Source organism: Synechococcus sp. UW86 (assembly GCF_900474085.1).
GTDB lineage: Bacteria > Cyanobacteriota > Cyanobacteriia > PCC-6307 > Cyanobiaceae > Parasynechococcus.
Map to the genome: position 1 here is coordinate 390,655 of NZ_UCNU01000009.1, position 17,850 is coordinate 408,504.

The 17,850-nt window shown below is 48.8% G+C and carries 18 protein-coding genes; 8 read left to right on the top strand and 10 right to left on the bottom strand.

Annotated elements, in window-relative coordinates; genetic code table 11:
- Window positions 1-11: 11 nt before the first annotated feature.
- The 3 genes from DXY04_RS11775 to rffA are packed head-to-tail and all read left to right on the top strand — an operon-like array spanning window position 12 to window position 3,175.
- A complete protein-coding gene (locus DXY04_RS11775; protein WP_136975367.1) occupies window positions 12-1,451 on the top strand; it encodes a hypothetical protein in 1,440 nt (479 codons plus the stop codon).
- Window positions 1,448-2,026 (top strand): acyltransferase, encoded by a 579-nt coding sequence (locus tag DXY04_RS04395; RefSeq protein WP_115161133.1) that lies wholly within the window; start codon window positions 1,448-1,450, stop codon window positions 2,024-2,026. Before DXY04_RS11775 ends, DXY04_RS04395 begins: the two co-directional genes overlap by 4 nt.
- A 21-nt stretch (window positions 2,027-2,047) precedes the next feature.
- Window positions 2,048-3,175: a dTDP-4-amino-4,6-dideoxygalactose transaminase gene (gene rffA, locus DXY04_RS04400; RefSeq protein WP_115161134.1), complete on the top strand. Its 1,128-nt coding sequence runs from the start codon at window positions 2,048-2,050 to the stop codon at window positions 3,173-3,175.
- On the opposite strand, the gene DXY04_RS11780 is transcribed toward rffA, so the two are convergent.
- Window positions 3,165-4,409: a hypothetical protein gene (locus DXY04_RS11780; protein ID WP_136975368.1), complete on the bottom strand. Its 1,245-nt coding sequence runs from the start codon at window positions 4,407-4,409 to the stop codon at window positions 3,165-3,167. The two genes, rffA and DXY04_RS11780, sit on opposite strands and share 11 nt — an antisense overlap.
- Before the next feature lie 126 nt (window positions 4,410-4,535).
- Between DXY04_RS11780 and DXY04_RS12620 the strand changes: the two genes are divergently transcribed.
- On the top strand, window positions 4,536-4,940 hold the full coding sequence (locus tag DXY04_RS12620) for a DUF6165 family protein (protein WP_115161135.1): 405 nt from the start codon (window positions 4,536-4,538) through the stop codon (window positions 4,938-4,940).
- On the opposite strand, the gene DXY04_RS04410 is transcribed toward DXY04_RS12620, so the two are convergent.
- The 4 genes from DXY04_RS04410 to DXY04_RS04425 are packed head-to-tail and all read right to left on the bottom strand — an operon-like array spanning window position 4,903 to window position 8,150.
- Entirely contained in the window at window positions 4,903-5,793 is an 891-nt protein-coding gene (locus DXY04_RS04410) for a GDP-mannose 4,6-dehydratase (RefSeq protein ID WP_115161136.1), read from the bottom strand. The two genes, DXY04_RS12620 and DXY04_RS04410, sit on opposite strands and share 38 nt — an antisense overlap.
- Window positions 5,786-6,487 carry an NAD-dependent epimerase/dehydratase family protein gene (locus tag DXY04_RS11785; protein ID WP_136975369.1) on the bottom strand — a complete coding sequence of 234 codons (702 nt, stop codon included), beginning with the start codon at window positions 6,485-6,487 and terminating at the stop codon, window positions 5,786-5,788. The genes DXY04_RS04410 and DXY04_RS11785 overlap by 8 nt, the downstream gene beginning before the upstream one ends.
- 3 nt (window positions 6,488-6,490) lie before the next feature.
- Complete coding sequence (locus tag DXY04_RS04420; RefSeq protein ID WP_115161138.1) at window positions 6,491-6,901, bottom strand: cupin domain-containing protein; 411 nt, start codon at window positions 6,899-6,901, stop codon at window positions 6,491-6,493.
- Window positions 6,894-8,150, bottom strand: a complete 1,257-nt coding sequence (locus DXY04_RS04425) for a methyltransferase domain-containing protein (RefSeq protein WP_115161139.1) — start codon at window positions 8,148-8,150, stop codon at window positions 6,894-6,896. The genes DXY04_RS04420 and DXY04_RS04425 overlap by 8 nt, the downstream gene beginning before the upstream one ends.
- Window positions 8,151-8,319: 169 nt before the next feature.
- On the opposite strand from DXY04_RS04425, the gene gmd reads away from it, so the two are divergent.
- Entirely contained in the window at window positions 8,320-9,381 is a 1,062-nt protein-coding gene (gene gmd, locus DXY04_RS04430; RefSeq protein WP_115161140.1) for a GDP-mannose 4,6-dehydratase, read from the top strand.
- 256 nt (window positions 9,382-9,637) lie between these two features.
- Here gmd and tkt read toward each other — a convergent pair whose 3' ends face one another.
- The 3 genes from tkt to acpP are packed head-to-tail and all read right to left on the bottom strand — an operon-like array spanning window position 9,638 to window position 13,200.
- The gene (tkt, locus tag DXY04_RS04435) at window positions 9,638-11,647 is read right to left on the bottom strand and encodes a transketolase (RefSeq protein ID WP_115161141.1); all 2,010 of its coding nucleotides are present in this window, start codon (window positions 11,645-11,647) and stop codon (window positions 9,638-9,640) included.
- Window positions 11,648-11,701: 54 nt separating this feature from the next.
- On the bottom strand, window positions 11,702-12,949 hold the full coding sequence (gene fabF / locus DXY04_RS04440) for a beta-ketoacyl-ACP synthase II (protein WP_115161142.1): 1,248 nt from the start codon (window positions 12,947-12,949) through the stop codon (window positions 11,702-11,704).
- 8 nt (window positions 12,950-12,957) lie between these two features.
- Window positions 12,958-13,200 (bottom strand): acyl carrier protein, encoded by a 243-nt coding sequence (acpP, locus tag DXY04_RS04445; protein ID WP_011363161.1) that lies wholly within the window; start codon window positions 13,198-13,200, stop codon window positions 12,958-12,960.
- A gap of 147 nt (window positions 13,201-13,347) precedes the next feature.
- On the opposite strand from acpP, the gene psaC reads away from it, so the two are divergent.
- Both psaC and glmS read left to right on the top strand, forming a co-directional pair.
- Window positions 13,348-13,593 carry a photosystem I iron-sulfur center protein PsaC gene (psaC, locus tag DXY04_RS04450; RefSeq protein ID WP_006850103.1) on the top strand — a complete coding sequence of 82 codons (246 nt, stop codon included), beginning with the start codon at window positions 13,348-13,350 and terminating at the stop codon, window positions 13,591-13,593.
- 54 nt (window positions 13,594-13,647) lie between these two features.
- On the top strand, window positions 13,648-15,537 hold the full coding sequence (gene glmS / locus DXY04_RS04455) for a glutamine--fructose-6-phosphate transaminase (isomerizing) (protein ID WP_115161143.1): 1,890 nt from the start codon (window positions 13,648-13,650) through the stop codon (window positions 15,535-15,537).
- A 3-nt stretch (window positions 15,538-15,540) separates the two neighbouring features.
- Here the strand turns inward: glmS and DXY04_RS04460 are convergent, their stop codons facing one another.
- Both DXY04_RS04460 and rimM read right to left on the bottom strand, forming a co-directional pair.
- Window positions 15,541-17,001, bottom strand: coding sequence for a mannose-1-phosphate guanylyltransferase/mannose-6-phosphate isomerase (locus DXY04_RS04460; protein ID WP_115161144.1), 1,461 nt, complete (start codon window positions 16,999-17,001; stop codon window positions 15,541-15,543).
- Window positions 17,002-17,071: 70 nt separating this feature from the next.
- The gene (gene rimM / locus DXY04_RS04465; protein WP_115161145.1) at window positions 17,072-17,605 is read right to left on the bottom strand and encodes a ribosome maturation factor RimM; all 534 of its coding nucleotides are present in this window, start codon (window positions 17,603-17,605) and stop codon (window positions 17,072-17,074) included.
- Between the two features lie 55 nt (window positions 17,606-17,660).
- Between rimM and DXY04_RS04470 the strand changes: the two genes are divergently transcribed.
- Entirely contained in the window at window positions 17,661-17,846 is a 186-nt protein-coding gene (locus DXY04_RS04470; RefSeq protein ID WP_114988059.1) for an NAD(P)H dehydrogenase subunit NdhS, read from the top strand.
- The last annotated feature ends 4 nt before the right edge of the window (window positions 17,847-17,850 follow it).

Consider the following 17,850-nt stretch of genomic DNA (forward strand, 5'->3'; position numbering starts at 1 on the left):
AGTATTAGGCTATGGATGCACTTGAGTTAAAATATTTACCTAAGATGTGGTCCGATTGTTTTTCGGGCAAAATCAACTCATTGCTAGAGCTAGAATTAATCTTATATCATAAATTTGCAAAATCTCCAGATACTGGATTAAATTTTCGAAGATTTTATCGATTATTTGAGCCTTTATTTCTAAATTTATCTCATCAATATTTTAGTAAGCTTAGTGATAATTTTTTTGAAAATCGATTTTTTCAAATTGCACAGAAAAAAAAATTAAAAAACTTCCTTGCTTCGTCTCAAAAGATAATAGTCTTAAAGGGTCCTATCGATTTAGCGCACGGCAAAGTACTTGAAAAACAAATTAGTAATCTTAATGAGCTAGAAAAATCAAAGGTTAGACTTTTCCTTATCGATTACGTCCCATCAAGTGAATTTGTTGTCAACAATACTTTAGGGGTTCCAATTTTTGCATTGGGTGATATCACGGCTTTAAAAGACAGGTATGCAATAATTGCTTTTGCTATCTATCTTCTTTCTCATCATTCAGGCAATAAATCTGAAGTAATATGGTGGGGTATACCATTTGGGATTGTATTCACATATTCACTTTCCGAGATATTTATAAAAAAGCTAGACAAAGCTAAAGATTTTTCTGGCACTCAGATCAAGAGATCATTGTTAACCGTCAAGCATCACTATTCATTTTCTAAGATCTATCTTGATCGTATATATACTAGTACACCGTTGGTCAAAGGATTTGAACAAATATTTTGCCCCGAGATAAGTGTATTTAAGCCTTCTTTCTATTGCAAAGAGGATCTTTTGCCTGGCCAATTAGGTAATTCAGAAAATAACAAATTCAATAAGATTGCTCGTCTACTACGTCAAAAAAAGGAAGAGAATTGTTTAATATTTTCTTCAGTGAGTCGTAGTGAAAAAACTTGTGGAAGGGAGTATTTAGTGACTGTTCGCCAAATACTTTCTAATGTTCAAAATTCAATATTTTTGTGTTTTGGAAGATCACTTCCAGACGAATATACTGAACTAGCAAAGGATTTTGGTTCAAACAGAGTCATTTTTTTGGGGTGGTTGACTCCATCAGTAACCATTAGCGTTATTCAATTTTTAGATTTGTTTCTCGACTCATATCCTTTCGGTGCAGGAATGACATTTGCTTCTGCAGGTTATCAAGGAATTCCTATTGTATCGACCAAAGATTTTGTTAATGACTCGCCATCTTCTGTTTCTATCTTATATTATTATTTTAAAAAAAACATATTCTCTAATATGTCTGGATCACTTTCTGAGATGTTATTTGGCACCTCTTCTACTATGGCTGCAAGGTCTGTTGCCTTGCTGCAATCGCCAGACCAAATTCAGTCTCTCGGTCAAGAGACACGCTCTCTAATTAAGGCAGTTTTTAATGACCAATCAAGTCTTCTTAGAGTTTCAAAAAAATGAGACATAAAGTTTCCACATCATCATACTATTCGCCACAAGAACTGAATTCTTTTGGATTTAAGTCTGTTGGTCATAATGTATTGGTAAGCAGTAAGTCTTCAATTTATGATGCCCATTTAATAGAACTGGGGAATAATGTAAGAATAGATGACTATTGTTGTATTTCAGGGAATATTGTTCTGGGTAATCACTGCCATGTGACGCCGTTTTGCTTGTTAGCAGGTGGCGAAAAGGGATTACTTGTTGGCAATTATTGTACATTTGCTTACCGTGTGAGTGTTTTTACCCAGTCAGATGATTACTTCGGAAATAGCATGGTTAATTCGACAATCCCAAAGAAATTTAAAAATGAATTCAAGAAAAATATATCTATTGAGGACCATGTAATTATTGGGGCTAACTCTGTTGTTTTACCTGGTTGCTCTCTAGCCGTTGGCACTTCCGTAGGTGCATGTAGCCTAGTTACTAAATCTACAGAAGCATGGGGTATTTATTATGGAAGTCCAGCACGTCGAAGAGGGGAGAGATCTAAAAAAATCTTAAAAATTACTTCTCAATTTGAGCAAATAATTTAAAATAAAATCAATTTTTTCATTATGAATAAAATTCCTTTTAACTCGCCCTTCTTGACGGGCAAAGAGATTGAATATATTCAAGATGCTCACCAAAATGGACAGCTTGCTGGTGATGGCAAGTATACAGAACTTTCTTCATCGCTGATTTCTAAGTTATTGGGTAGTGGCGATACTTATCTGACACATTCTTGTACAGCCGCCTTAGAAATGATTGCCATATTATTAGATCTCAGGCAAGGAGATGAGGTCATAATGCCGTCCTTTACTTTTGTCTCAACTGCAAATGCATTTGTGCTGCGTGGTATAACACCAGTGTTTGTTGATGTCGATCCAATAACATTTAATATCGATCCATCAAAAATCGAAGATGCTATTAGTTCAAAAACTAAGGCAATTATGGCAGTTCATTATGCGGGAATTTCCTGTGACATGGACGAATTAATTAGCATTGCAAAAAAATATAATCTTAAAGTTGTCGAAGACTCTGCACAAGCGCTGCTTTCAAAATACAAAGGCCAAAGCCTAGGAACGATTGGTGAACTCTCTGCTTTTAGTTTTCATGAAACAAAAAATGTAATATCTGGCGAAGGAGGAGCTCTAGTGATTAATGAATCTACATTCCTTGAAAGAGCTGAAATCATAAGAGAGAAAGGAACCAATCGAACTAAATTCTTTCGTGGCGAAGTTGATAAGTATACTTGGGTTGATATTGGATCATCTTTTTTGCCGGGTGAGATTATATCTGCATTTTTATATTCGCAGCTTATAGAAGCTCGCTCAATTACAGACAAACGAATCAGCCATTGGAACAAGTACCATAAATATCTTAAATCGTTAGAGTTAGAAGGTAAAATTAGGAGACAAATTGTTCCAGATTTTTGTGAACATAATGCACATATGTTCTTTATTATTCTAAATAGTCTTGATGAGCGAACACAGCTTATGTCTTATCTTAAATCCCAGGGTATCCAAGCAGTTTTTCATTATGTTCCTCTTCATTCCTCACCAGCAGGAATAAAATATGCGAAGAGTATTGGATCATTTGACAATACGCATACAGCTTCAACTTGTCTGCTAAGACTTCCGCTGGGTTGCAATGTAGATGTTGAACGAATCGTTGACGCAATAAATAAGTTTTTTATGTCTTAGATTCGAAGTAATCTTTTAAGTCTTTTTCATTTATAAACCTATTAATACTTTCGCACCATAGTTCATCCGGCAACTTTCTATGCACAATAGTATTTTGATAGAGATATGATTTGTCTCCCTCACCCGCCCAAGTTGCACTAGGCTTATCTTGAGTAAATACAACTGTTTTAATGCCCAGTGCCGATGAAATTTGCGCTATACCAGTATCACATGTGAAGAAATAATCACATTGATTAATAGCAGCAATAGTGTCAAAAAAGTTTCTTTTTTCAGACAATTCTTGTTGGCATGAAACAAAGCTTTCTTTAAAATCACATACATCAAGCTGCTCAGATCCATACCCATTTTGAAATGAGGCTAATTTGTAATGATCTAAGTTAGAGACTATTCTTAAATCCTCTAATTTAAAGCTTCTATTTGGATGGAGTGGACTTATTTGCTTTGTATTCCAGCATAATCCTATTAATTGTATTGAACCATCCTTTACTGAATTCATTTGTGCTCTCCAGTAGCTATCTAAATTTGGTTTAACATTGATGCTTTTTTCATGACGGAGTGGATGAGAGAAAATATCTTCATTCATGGCCATAATAGGCTCTGTTCGCACTAACTTAATTCCTGTATTTTGCTCCTGTATAAATTTTTCTCCGCCTTTAATCGGATTGTCTGAAAATAAGCAAAAGTCAATATTTTTTATTGACTCTGCAAGTTCATGAAACTGTGGCTTTGTGATGATTCCAATTCGCTTGGCATATTGACGTAAACTATTAATCTGACGAGACGCTAATACACATTCACCTACGCCGTTCGCAACAATCAGAATTGAGTCTTCTTTAGTTTGTCCATTCCAATAGAGTGGATTTTGTTTATTCAAGCATAAAAGATTTTTATTAAACGCTATTTTTGCATCTTGCCGCGCATTTGTGGTTTGATGAATTACTCCTAATAAGAAGTAAATGTCGTGGTTGTACGGCTCTTTCAGCATTGCTTCTAACAACAGCGAGGCTGCGTGCGTATAGAAGCTTTTAGAATACATAAATTTTGCAGTTATCAATAATAGCTTTGCGTTGGAGCTTATATTGCTTAAGAGCATCTTCGATTTCCAATAATAATAATCTGGGTCTGATATAGTCTTTGAATTATTCGAGTTAAATAACTCTTTAATTTTATTGTGTACGGCTCTCTCTTTCTCCTTCTCTTCGGCAGGGAAAATGTACAAGTTTTTGGTAGACATTTTTGATGGTGGTTAAATAAATTATACTCCTCTGATATATTTTGTATGATCAAATGCTATGGATCGTAGGGTGGCTACATAGCTTTACAGATCTGCCCATGCTCTTTTAATATGGTCTTTTAGCTAATGATCACCTGTCCTGTCTCTGTTGGAGAATTATTTGACAAGATCTCGATTTTGCAAATTAAGCTCAGGTATTTTCATGGCGAGGCAATTATATCTTCTATTACTAATGAAATGAATTTACTCTTGGATCAAAAAAATAATTTAACTTGCCACCATAGTGAGTCCTTGTTAAATGACTTGTACAATAAGCTGGTTGATGTTAATTTGGCTATATGGGATAATGAAGAAGATAAGAGAGCTCTCGATAGAAAACAAAGTTTTGGCAAAGAGTTCATCGAGGTAAATAAGCTTTCTTACAAGCTAAATGACCAAAGGGCGATACTTAAAAAGAAAATTAACGAAATCTCCGAATCTGAAATTCGCGAATTCAAGAGCCATGCATCCGTAAATCAGGATCTAGGCTAAAAAGAATTTCTGAGCATAATTCTCTAATGTTTATATTTGGCTTCCATCCCAATTCATAAAGTTGATATGCATCACCCATATAGACTTGTTTGGTTGTTTCTTGAGATTTTATTAGCGGTGGTTTTATATTAAGTAAGTCCATCATTATCTCAATTATTGCTTTTGCGCTATAAACTTTTCCGCTCGCTATTATTATTTCATTGCCATCGTATTTTTCTGCTATTAAAACCAATGCTCGCATTAGATCTGACGCATGGTTCCATTCTTTAACGATTCCTTCATTTCTAAGTGATATATAATCTATTTTGCCATTTCTATATTCTATAACATCCTTGGCAAGCTGCATTATTAGGCTAGATTTACTTCTATACTGGCTTTCGTGGTGAAATAAATGGGCAGTTATAGATTGAACTCCTATATTACTGTAGTACTTTGCCAGGTTCATCGTATTTATTCTCGCTAATGAATACGGGTTGTCTAATCTGTACGAACTTGAACATTTGATCTCTTTCTTTGTGTCTTCAGCTTTGAAACAATATGCTGAAGATGCAATTATAGATTTTGCTTTAAGTTCATTTTCTCTAACACTCTCAAGGATATTAAAAGTGCCTTCGTAGATAGTGCTATATATATCTGAAAAACGTTGTGGGTCTGTGCTTGGAATTCCTGCCAAGTTAAAAATATATCTAGGTTTGTATTTATTGATTATATTGTTGACTTGCCATCGATTTCTAATGTCAATTCCGCCCTCATGCCGATGACTTCTATATGAGATTGTTTCATAGTTAGCGAGATGTTCACTTAAGTAGGTCCCATCTTGATCAGAAAAGCCGAATATGATTGCTCTATTCATATTTCAGCTTCTTTGCAAAATCAAGAATCAGATATGCATCAGGTCCTTTATCAAAATTGAGTGGGAATTGATCATCATTTTTATCATCAAAGGTCGATTTGCTTTCTATTACCTCCGCTATAGCACCAAGAGTGATTGTATTACTTGCACCTATTTCTTGTATTTGCTTCATTATTTGAAAGTCCTTGATTATTCCTGCAATATATTCTGCCGCCCACTCGACGTTACAGTAGGCATACTTCGTGTTCTTTGAGTAATACACATGCTCATTATTAATAATGTCATGTAAGGTATCTTTATCTCTAGCTCCTCCGTACATTGGGCCAAGTCTTATTACTTTTCCTTTTTTTTCTATCCATGACTTTTCTGCATGGCACCTATTTCTGCCGTATGCAGTATTGGCTTCGGTTCTACATGATAATGATGATATCAATAGCAAATTCGATGACTTATGACGATTCATAATTTCACTTGTCGTTGCAAATATTGCTTCTTTATCTTCTTCTGGATGTGTATTTGCATAAAAGCGCCTTGCTGAGTTTGCACAGTGAATAACAAGATCATAGTGATCTTTTGTCTCTACTTGATTAAAGTTATCGCGTCCAACGCCCTTAACATTATGGCCGGAAGCCTTTAAAACTTTAAAAAGTTGACTTCCAACATATCCTTTAAAACCATAAAGCAGGATGTTCATGTCTCAGTAAATTTCATTTACAATAATTGGCTCCTTGCACTCATCCCAAGGCTTTGTCAAAAGACTAACACAAAGTGATGTATCGATTGCATGAAATGAGTGAGAGACCCCGATAGGAGTCCTAAAACACATCCCTGAAGTCGCCAGTAAATTTAAGCTCTCGCCACTACATTTGTCTTCAGTAGTGAGTAGTAGCTTTCCTTCAACAACCAAAAAATATTCAATAAATTCAGGGTGGTAGTGATTTCCTCTTACTTTGTCAGGTTTGATGACGACCAAATTGAATTCTTTGATGTCATGATCAGGTACCCATGTAAATATTCCTCCTCTTCCATCCTTGACTGTAGAGGGGTTGCATGAGTGTTTGAGGATCTCGATTTGTCCCAGCTTGCCGATTACTTCAACTTTAGACATGATTAATAATTAGATTAGGAAGAGGTTGGATCACAGTTAATTTCTCTAAAGTATCCGGTTTAAGCTTACTGATTAAATTCAGGAAATGGTTGTGATAATAATAGGGCAACGATATCAATGCCGATGGATTATGATGATCCATTTCTTTTTCGTCAAAAACTTTGATATTGCTTCCTAGCATTGACGTCCCAATCTTTTTGGGGCTATTATCAAATACACCTTTGATGATTGATTCATCGAGGTTTAGGAATTGAAGCAACATATTCCCTTTTGTGCTTGCTCCAAAGCCATAAATGTTTTCGCCTCTATTGTCCATGTATTCTAGGAGAGCAGAAAAGTTTTTCCTGAAATTATGAGATTTTTCGTTGAATTCAATCAAGGAAGATTCTTCATTCGTATTCCTTCTTCTTTCGTTTTCGATAATACTCTTGACGCTTCTTGTTATTGTTTTCCCCCCGCCGTTTGTTGATTTCTTTTTAATGAATGCTCTTATGCTTCCTCCATATACATCAATTACTTCCGCATCGAATATTTCAAGGTTGCAAATATCCATTAAATGCGACAGCGATTGGAATGTGTAATAAGTCACATGTTCGTGCACAATATTGTCTACCACACAGTTTTCAATCATTGAGGCCGCATAACTCATTTGGATGCACCATATTGTCGATTCATCCATTATGCTCGCAACATTGGTTGTGAACTCTACCGGATTGTGTAGATGATAAAACATAGCTGTTGACGTGATTAATCTTGGCGGCTTATTGAATCTTTGCTTGTATGCTTCAGCAGAAAATAATTCGTTGATGTATGTATAGTTATCGTCTATGCAGACTTGCTGAATATTTTGTGCTGCATCAATGTTTACTTTTTGAATTCTTGTTTCGTCATACAGTGCTAAAAATGTCCCATCATTTCCGCCAATATCTAATATCACATCATTGTCCACTAGGTTTTCTGTTAGCCTCTTGTTGCAAGAGTCTCTAAGGTCTGTAAGGATTGACCTCATTGAAATCGTTGTCGAGGTTTGATACGGATATTTGGCGAAGACGTCGTCTAGTGATATCGGATTGCTGAGTTGGATCAGATTACATGATCGATTGCTGCACTTGGTGACATTTAAGGAACTTGCTTTTAGTCTCTCCCTGAATGGGTCATTGGAATTGCAGAAGATTGCGCTTGGATATTGTTTGCCAATTTCTACGATGTCTTCTAGTAGTTCTGATCCACATACAACACAATTTGCCATTTTCCTTGTTTGCACTTTCTACATCTTACTCCATTCATCCCACTCTTCTTGGCTGTGCTTCCTGATTGTCTCCCCCCATCTCTCATCATGTTGGGCAGTTGTGTTGAGACCATTGTCACGCTGCATTCGGCGCACTGCCATTTGCTAAAATCAATCAATATCTGAGATTATGTCTTCTAAAACAGCATTGATAACAGGTGTCACTGGCCAAGATGGCGCTTATTTGGCCGATTTCTTGATTGAGAAAGGTTATGAAGTACATGGAATTCGCAGAAGGTCTTCTTCATTTAATACAAAACGGATAGACCACCTCTATCACGACATACATGATTCGGGCTTTAACTTTCACTTGCATTATGGCGATATGGCTGATTCGCTCAGCCTTACTAATGTCATAGCCAAGGTTCAGCCAGACGAAATTTACAACTTAGCCGCTCAGTCACACGTTATGGTGAGCTTTGAGCAGCCTGAATATACAGCTAATGTTGATGCCCTTGGTACTTTGAGAATACTTGAGTCCATTAGATTATTAGGTCTGCAAGATAAATGTCGTTTTTATCAAGCTAGTACTTCAGAGCTGTTCGGTAAGGTTCAGGAGATTCCTCAATCTGAAAGCACTCCTTTTTATCCGCGTAGTCCCTATGCTGCGGCAAAACTGTATGCTTATTGGATCACTGTTAATTATCGAGAGTCATATGGAATGTATGCTTGCAATGGTATTCTATTCAATCATGAGAGTCCGCTAAGGGGCGAAACATTTGTAACCCGAAAAATAACAATGGCATTGGCTAGGATTAAGTTGGGACTGCAAGATTGTCTTTATTTGGGTAATTTGGACGCTATGCGTGATTGGGGTCACGCAAAAGACTATGTAGAGATGCAATGGCTGATGCTACAGCAAGAGTCGCCTGTCGACTATGTAATTGCAAGTGGATGCCAATTTTCGGTTCGTGAGTTCGTCTCGAAAGCTGCCCATAGTCTGGATATTCCAATTAGTTGGCATGGGACAGGCTTGGACGAGTATGCAGTGGATTGGCAGGGTAAAAAGATTGTTCAAGTTGACCCCCTTTATTATCGCCCCGCTGAGGTTGAAACGCTCCTGGGAGATCCAGCCAAGGCTAAAGCCGAGCTTGGTTGGTCGCCGCGGCATACATTTGATGAATTAGTTGAAGAGATGGTTTTGCATGATCTTGAGTTGGCGAGACGTCAAATAGCCGCTGAATCCATGTGATGATTTTCGCTTGCAAAGGATTATCCTTGGCATGGGGGTCAATGTTTTTATAATTTAATTGTCTTTTAGCGGTTTTAGTTAGCTAATTCAGGATATTTGTTGTTTCATTTGTTCGATAATTGCTTAGAAAATTTTGTGGTCTCTTGTTTTATCTTTTCTCGTTGTGAATGTCTCTCTCTTTTGCGCCTCTCTCTAAAAATTCAAATAAAAAGCTCCATTGATTTGGGGCTTTTTATTTGAATTTTTAGCTGCCTGATCAGCCAAGCAAAGCTTTTGCTTTGGATACCACGTTCTCTACCGTGAAGCCGAATTCTTTGAGGCAGGTGCCGCCAGGAGCGGAAGCGCCGAATCGGTTCATGGTGACGCTGTCGCCATCAAGCCCGATGAACCGGTGCCAGCCGAAGGATTCAGCAGCTTCCACCACCATGCGCTTGCGCACTGCGTTGGGGAGCACTTCTTCCTTATAGGCGTCGGTCTGTTCGTCGAACAGCTCAACGCAGGGCATGGACACCACGCGCACCTTCTTACCTTCAGCGGTGAGCTGCTTGGCGGCCTGGACGCAGAGGTCCAGTTCGGTGCCGGTGCCGATCAGGATCAGATCAGGGGTTCCAGCGCAGTCTTCGAGCACATAACCACCGAGAGCCACCTTATCGATCGAGGAGTTGGCCTGGTTGGCCATGCCCTGGCGGCTGAGGCAAAGGGAGCTGGGGCGCTTGCGGTTCTCGATAGCCACCTTATATGCACCGCTGGTCTCGTTGCCGTCGCCAGGACGGAACACCAGCATGTTCGGCATCGCCCGCAGGGAGGGGATGGTTTCGATTGGCTGGTGGGTAGGGCCGTCTTCGCCGACACCGATGGAGTCGTGGGTCAGCACGTAGATCACACCCAGCTCACTCAGGGCCGACAGGCGCATGGAACCGCGCATGTAGTCGGCGAACACCAGGAAGGTGCCGCCGTAGGGGATCAAGCCGCTGTTGTGGTATGCGATGCCGTTGAGGATGGCGGCCATGGCGTGCTCGCGCACACCGAAGTGCAGGTAGCGCTTCTCAGGGCTGCTGGCCTGATAGGAGCCTGTCTCTCCCTTGATGTCGGTGTAGTTGGAGTGGGTGAGGTCGGCGGAGCCGCCGATCAGCTCGGGCAGGTTCGGGCCGAGAGCACCCAGGCAGATCTGGGAGTGCTTGCGGGTGGCCAGGCCACCGTCTTCGGGGGTGTAGGTGGGCAGATCCTTGTCCCAGCCCTCGGGCAGCTCACCGCGCAGCATCCGCTCGAACTCGGCGGCTTCAGTGGGGTACTTGGTGCGGTAGGTGGCCAGGGTCTGGTTCCACTCGGCTTCGAGGCTGGCACCGCGATCGATGGCCTGGCGGAACTGATCGTAGGCGTCCTGGGGGATCTCGAAGGGGGCGTAGTCCCAACCCAGTTGCTGGCGGGTCAGGGCTGCTTCCTCTTCACCGAGTGCAGCACCGTGCACACCGGCGGTGTCGGCCTTGTTGGGTGAGCCGTAGCCGATGGTGGTGGTCACCTTGATAATCGACGGCTTGTCGGTAACGGCCTTGGCGGCTTCGATCGCCTTGGCGATGGCGTCCACATCGGTGTTGCCCTCGGCCACGTGTTGCACGTGCCAGCCATAGGCCTCGTAGCGCTTCAGCACGTCCTCGGTGAAGGACACATCGGTGCGGCCATCGATGGTGATGCTGTTGTCGTCATACAGGGCGATCAGCTTGCCCAGCTTCAGGTGACCAGCCAGGGAAGCAGCCTCAGAAGAGACCCCTTCTTGGTTGCAGCCGTCACCCATCACCACATAGGTGTAGTGATCCACCACGGTGGCGTCGGCCTTGTTGAATTTGGCGGCCAGGTGGGATTCAGCGATGGCCAGGCCAACAGCGTTGGAGATGCCAGCACCGAGGGGGCCGGTGGTCACTTCAACGCCGGGGGTTTCAAAGGTCTCGGGGTGACCTGGAGTTTTGGAGCCCCACTGGCGGAACTGCTTGATGTCCTCGATCGTCACCGAGTCGTAGCCGGTGAGGTGCAGCAGCGCGTAGAGCAGCATGCAGCCGTGGCCAGCTGAGAGCACGAAGCGGTCGCGGTTGAACCACTTGGGGTTCTTGGGGTTGTGCTTGAGGAACTTGTCCCAGAGCGCGTAACCCATGGGTGCGCAGCCCATCGGCAGGCCGGGGTGGCCGCTGTTGGACTTGTTGATGGCGTCGACAGCCAGCATCCGAATGCTGTTGATGCAGAGCGTGTCGAGTGACGCGGGCGCAGCGACCATGGTGTTAAGAGGAAAAGTTGGAGCGATTTTGACGCACGGCGTGAGCCCGAAGGCTCAGCTGGCGCGTTTGAAAGCCAGGCAGACGTTGTGGCCGCCGAAGCCAAAGGAGTTGGACAGGACGGTCCCCAGTGTCTGATCCCGGGCCTGATTGGGCACGACATCCAGATCACAGTCGGGATCCGGGGTGGTGTGGTTGATCGTGGGGGGCACGACGCCCTGTTGCAGCGCCAGCACGCAGGCCACGGCCTCGATGCCGCCGGAGCCACCCAGCAGGTGGCCGGTCATCGATTTGGTGGAGCTCACCGGAATCTGCAGCGCCCGATCACCCAAGGCGCTTTTGATCGCCGAGGTTTCGTTCTTGTCGTTCGCCGGGGTGCTGGTGCCGTGGGCGTTGACGTAGTCGATCTCGGAGGGATCAATGCCGCCATCGGCCAGGGCCAGGCGCATCGCCTCAGCACCACCGACGCCGCCCGGCGTGGGTGAGGTGATGTGGTGAGCATCGCAGGTCATGCCGTAACCCACCACTTCGCCGAGGATTGTGGCGCCACGGGCCTGGGCGTGCTCGAGGGTTTCCAGCACCAGCACGCCGGCGCCCTCTCCGATCACAAAGCCATCCCGCTCCTTATCGAACGGACGGCTGGCCGTGGCCGGGTCGTCGTTGCGGAACGACAGGGCCTTGGCGCTGGCGAAGCCGGCCACCCCCAGCGGGGTGATCGCTGATTCGGCGCCACCGCACACCATCGCGTCCGCTTTGCCCAGCTGCAGCAGCCGGAAGGCATCGCCAACGGCGTTGGAGCCGGCAGCGCAGGCCGTGGCCACCGCAGAACTGGGGCCCTTGGTGCCTAAGGCAATGGCTGTCAGGCCCGTGGCCATGTTGGGGATCATCATCGGCACCGTGAACGGGCTCACCCGTCCAGGGCCTTTGCCCTCCAGCACGTGGGCTTGGGTCTCCATCGTCAGCAGACCGCCGACGCCAGAACCGATGATCGTGCCGATCCGATCCGCATTCGCTTCGTTGATTTCAAGGCCGGCATGGGCCACAGCCTGTTTGGCTGCCACTACGCCGAACTTGCAGAACCGATCCCAGCGCTTGGCTTCCTTCGGTTCGATGAAGCCGGACGGATCGAAATCCTTCACCTCCGCCGCAAAGCGACAGGCGTGCTCGGATGCATCGAACAGGGTGATGGCTTCAACTCCGTTGCTGCCGGAGGTGAGGCCGTTCCAGTAGTCCTGAACCGTGTTGCCGATCGGTGTGACCGCGCCGAGGCCGGTGATGACGACGCGATGGAGACCATCCACCATTGCGTTGCTCAGGCCTGTTTGTCTTCGATGTATTTGACGGCGTCACCAACGGTGGTGATGCCTTCAGCGGCTTCGTCGGGAATCTCGATGTCGAAAGCCTCTTCAAGAGCCATCACGAGTTCCACGGTGTCCAGAGAATCAGCACCCAGATCGTTCTGGAAGTTGGATTCGGGCTTCACCTCTCCGGAGTCAACGCTCAGTTGCTCCGCAACGATCGAGCGCACCTTTTCGAGAATCGCTTCCTGGGACATAGCCGTGGCAACGGGACGCTGCATCTTACGGGCACGCCTTCAGTTCATCCCTCGCCAACGACCGCGTCGTTAACAACGGTGACGGCCTGGCCATGGACCCCCAAAGGGCGGGTACGTTTGCCGCAAGCCTTCGTATGCATCGGGCACATGTCCCACGCCGTCAAGATCTACGACACCTGCATTGGCTGCACACAGTGTGTTCGCGCCTGCCCTCTCGACGTTCTTGAGATGGTGCCTTGGGACGGCTGCAAGGCCGGCCAGATTGCCTCGTCCCCTCGTACCGAGGATTGCGTGGGTTGCAAGCGCTGTGAAACCGCCTGTCCGACTGACTTCCTCAGCATTCGCGTCTACCTGGGTGACGAGACCACCCGCTCCATGGGTCTGGCCTACTGATTTGCCCCGTTTCACCTCATAAGCTCGGCCCGGCTTCAGCCGGGCTTTTTTTGTATGTGCGGAATCGTCGCCCTGGTGGGCTCCCGAGAAGCGGCGCCTCAGCTCCTGGAGGGCTTGCGGCAGCTGGAGTACCGCGGTTACGACTCCGCTGGGATTGCCACGGTGGCTGCTCAGGAGCAGCTGACCTGCCTGCGTGCCAAGGGCAAGCTGCGCAACCTCACCGCTCGTTTTGAAGCAGAAGGGGCCCCCGGCCAATGCGGCATCGGCCACACCCGCTGGGCTACCCACGGCAAACCAGAAGAGCGCAATGCCCACCCGCACCGCAGCAGCGATGGCGCGGTGGCGGTGGTGCAGAACGGAATCATTGAGAACCACCGGGCCCTGCGGGAGCAGCTCGAGGCTTCAGGGGTGGTGTTCCAGTCGGAGACCGACACCGAGGTAATTCCCCACCTGTTGGCGGCGGAACTGCAGCAGCTGCAAGCCGGGGGCGGCCCCCCTGGTGGTGGGTTGTTGCTCGAGGCCCTGCAGCAGGTTCTCCCCAAATTGCAAGGGGCCTATGCCCTGGCGGTGATCTGGGATCAGGCGCCGGGGGCATTGGTGGTGGCCCGCAAGGCGGCCCCTCTGTTAATTGGTTTGGGGGAAGGGGAATTCCTCTGTGCCAGCGACACGCCGGCCCTGGCGGGCTTCACCCGCACGATCCTGCCGATGGAAGACGGCGAGGTGGCCCTGCTCTCCCCCCTCGGGGTTGAGCTCTACGACGCGGCAGGGGTGCGCCAGCAACGCATGCCCACCCAGCTCAGCGGTGTGGATCACGTGGCCGACAAGCGCGAATTCCGCCACTTCATGCTCAAGGAGATCCATGAGCAACCGGAGACTGCAGAGTTGTGGGTGGCGCGCCATCTGCCCCAGGGACTGCCGCCGGAACAGCCAGTGGCGCTGCCAATGGACGATGCCTTTTACGCCGGGATTGAGCAGATTCAGATCCTGGCTTGTGGCACCAGCCGCCATGCCGCGATGGTGGGGGCCTACTTGCTGGAACAGTTCGCCGGGATTCCCACATCGGTGCACTTCGCCAGTGAGTTTCGCTATGCGCCGCCGCCGCTAGCTCCCCACACTCTCACCATTGGGGTGACCCAGTCTGGTGAAACAGCCGACACCCTGGCTGCCCTGGCCATGGAGGCAGAGCGGCGACTGGCTCATGGGGATCCAGCCTTTGCCCCCCGCCAGCTGGGGGTGACCAACCGTCCGGAGAGCTCCCTGTCACGCCAGGTGCCCCACATCCTCGACATTGGGGCCGGCATTGAAGTGGGCGTAGCAGCCACCAAGACCTTCCTCGGTCAGCTGCTGGCCTTCTATGGTCTGGCTATGGCCTTTGCGGCCCGCCGTGGTGCTCGCCCCGCGGCTGAGATCAATACTCTGGCGGACGAATTGCGCGGTCTGCCCCAGCAGTTGCGCCAGCTGGTTGATCTCCACGACCAACGCTCCGAGGCCTTGGCCTCTCGTTTTGCCGACACCCAGGATGTGATCTTTCTGGGCCGGGGCATCAATTACCCGATCGCCCTTGAGGGGGCCTTGAAACTCAAGGAGATCAGCTACATCCACGCCGAGGGCTATCCGGCCGGTGAAATGAAGCATGGTCCGATCGCCCTGCTCGATTCGCGGGTACCGGTGGTGTCGATCGCAGTGCCCGGTGTGGTGTTTGAGAAGGTGCTCAGCAACGCGCAGGAAGCAAAGGCCCGCGACGCCCAGCTGATCGGTGTGGCGCCCCAGGGGCCCGACACCGATCTGTTCGATGAATTGCTGCCGGTGCCCTCGGTGAGCGAGTGGATCAGCCCCCTGCTCACCGTGGTGCCGATGCAGTTGCTGAGTTATCACATCGCCGCCCATCGCGGCCTGGATGTGGATCAACCCCGCAACCTGGCCAAGAGCGTCACGGTGGAGTGAGCCTCAGCTGGCGCTGATGCTCAGATCGCTACGGCCATAGCGGTCCTGGAAACGGACGATGTCGTCTTCGCCGAGGTAAGTGCCGCTCTGAATCTCGATCAGCTCCACCGGGATCCGGCCAGGGTTGGACAGGCGGTGTTTGCAGCCCATCGGGATGTAGGTGCTCTGGTTTTCCCCCACCAGCTGCTCTTCACCATCACGTTCCACCAAGGCCGTGCCCTTCACCACCACCCAGTGCTCAGCACGATGGTGATGCATCTGCAAAGAGAGGCTGGCGCCGGGTTTCACGGAGATTCGCTTCACCTGCCAGCGGCTGTCTTCCACGACACCGGTGTAATGACCCCACGGGCGATAGATCTTTCGGTGTGCTTTGCCCTCCGGACTTCCCTCGGCCTCCAGTTGCTTCACCACGGTCTTGATGTCCTGGGCTTTGGAGCGATCCGCAATCAGGACGGCATCGTCGGTTTCAACCACCACCAGGTTTTCAACTCCCAGCCCCACCACCAGTCGGTGTTCGCTGCGCAAATAGCAGTCGCGGCTGCCTTCGGCGATCACATGGCCCTGCAGCACATTGCCTTGGGAATCCCGCTGTTCTGAGGTTTCCCAGAGCGCGCTCCAGCTGCCAACGTCGCTCCAGCCCGCATCCAGCGGCAGCACACTGCCCAGTTCTGTTTTTTCCATCACGGCCACGTCAATGGCCACGTTGGGACATTTGGCAAAGGCCTCCCGTTCCAACCGATGGAATTCCAGGTCAGCCGTGTCTTGTTCGAGAGCCGCGCGGCAGCAGCTCACCACTTCCGGGGCCAGTCGTTCCAGTTCCGCCAGCATGGCGCTGGCGCGGAACAGGAACATGCCGCTGTTCCAGGTGAAGCGGCCGGTGGCCAGGAATTGCTCCGCTGTGGTCTGATCGGGCTTCTCGACGAAACGCTTGATCGGCACATGGGCGGGTCCCCCAAGGGAGAAGGGTTCGCTGGCTTCGATGTAGCCGTAACCGGTTTCCGGAGCCGTTGGCACGATCCCGAAGGTCACCAGACGTCCCTCTTCGGCGGGTTGGCGGCCAGCGTCGATGGCCTGGCGGAACTGGGCGGCATCGCGGATCAGGTGATCCGCCGCCAGCACCAGCAGAAGGGGGTCCTCGCCGTTGGCCGTGGCCTGCAACGCGGCCACCGTTACCGCAGGAGCGGTGTTGCGGCCCATCGGTTCCAGCAGGATCGCGTTGGGCTCCACGCCGATCTGCCGCATCTGTTCGGCCACGATGAAGCGGTGGTCTTCATTGCAGATCAGCAGGGGGGCCGCCAGGGCATCAAGGCCATAGAGCCGCTGTTGGGTCTGTTGCAGCAACGTGGCCTCGCTGTCTCCGCTCAACGGCCAGTACTGCTTGGGGTAACTCGCCCGTGACAGCGGCCAAAGCCTTGTGCCGGTGCCTCCGCAAAGGATCACAGGGATCAGCGGTGTGGAGGCCATCACGTCCTGAAAGCGGTGACCCAGATTCGCTTGCTCTAGGGGCTTCTGTCGATGCCCTGAAAAAGATCTGTCAGAGCTCCAGAAGGCCCGGCGGTGGAGTGAGGAGCAGCCAGCCGTCCTCCAACTGCACCACCGGCACGATCGCCTCCACAAAGGGAATTAACAGCTTGCGGCCTTCGGATGTGGTGATTTCCAGCAGGTCGTTGCCGCCGTTGATTAGGTCGCTCACTGTGCCAACGGCAGGACCATCGGCTGTGAGCCGCGCCTCCAGGCCCAGCAGATCGAGCAGGTGAAATTCCCCCTCGTCCAATTCGGGGCGGTCATCCGCAGACACCAGCAGTTCCTGGCCAACAAGGGATTCGGCGGCGCTGCGGTTTTCGATTCCTTCAAACCGCACCACGAAGAGCGACTTGCCAGGCAGTTGCCGGCCCTTCTTGAGTTGAATCTCTGTCGGCTCACTCCCCTTGCGGCTGCGCAGCCAACGGGGCCCGGGAGTCGTAAACCGCTCGGGGAAATCGCTGGCGGGGTTCACGCGAAGTTCCCCCTGCAGCCCTTGTATCCCCACGATCTTGCCGACGCTGAGCCAGTCGTTGCTCTCCGCCATGCCATCCGCCACGCACTCTGCCGATAATGGCGCCAGACCCGTACGCGAACGAGCCATGGCGCCTGCAACCGCTCCGATCCTCCCTGGCTCCACCGTCACCGTGGCGGATGCCACCTCGATCTACAACGGCTACACCGGCTTTGTGCAGCGAATCAGCGGCGACCGTGCGGCCGTTTTGTTCGAAGGTGGAAACTGGGACAAGCTGGTGACCCTGCGGTTGAAGGACCTCCAGCCGGCCTGAGGCG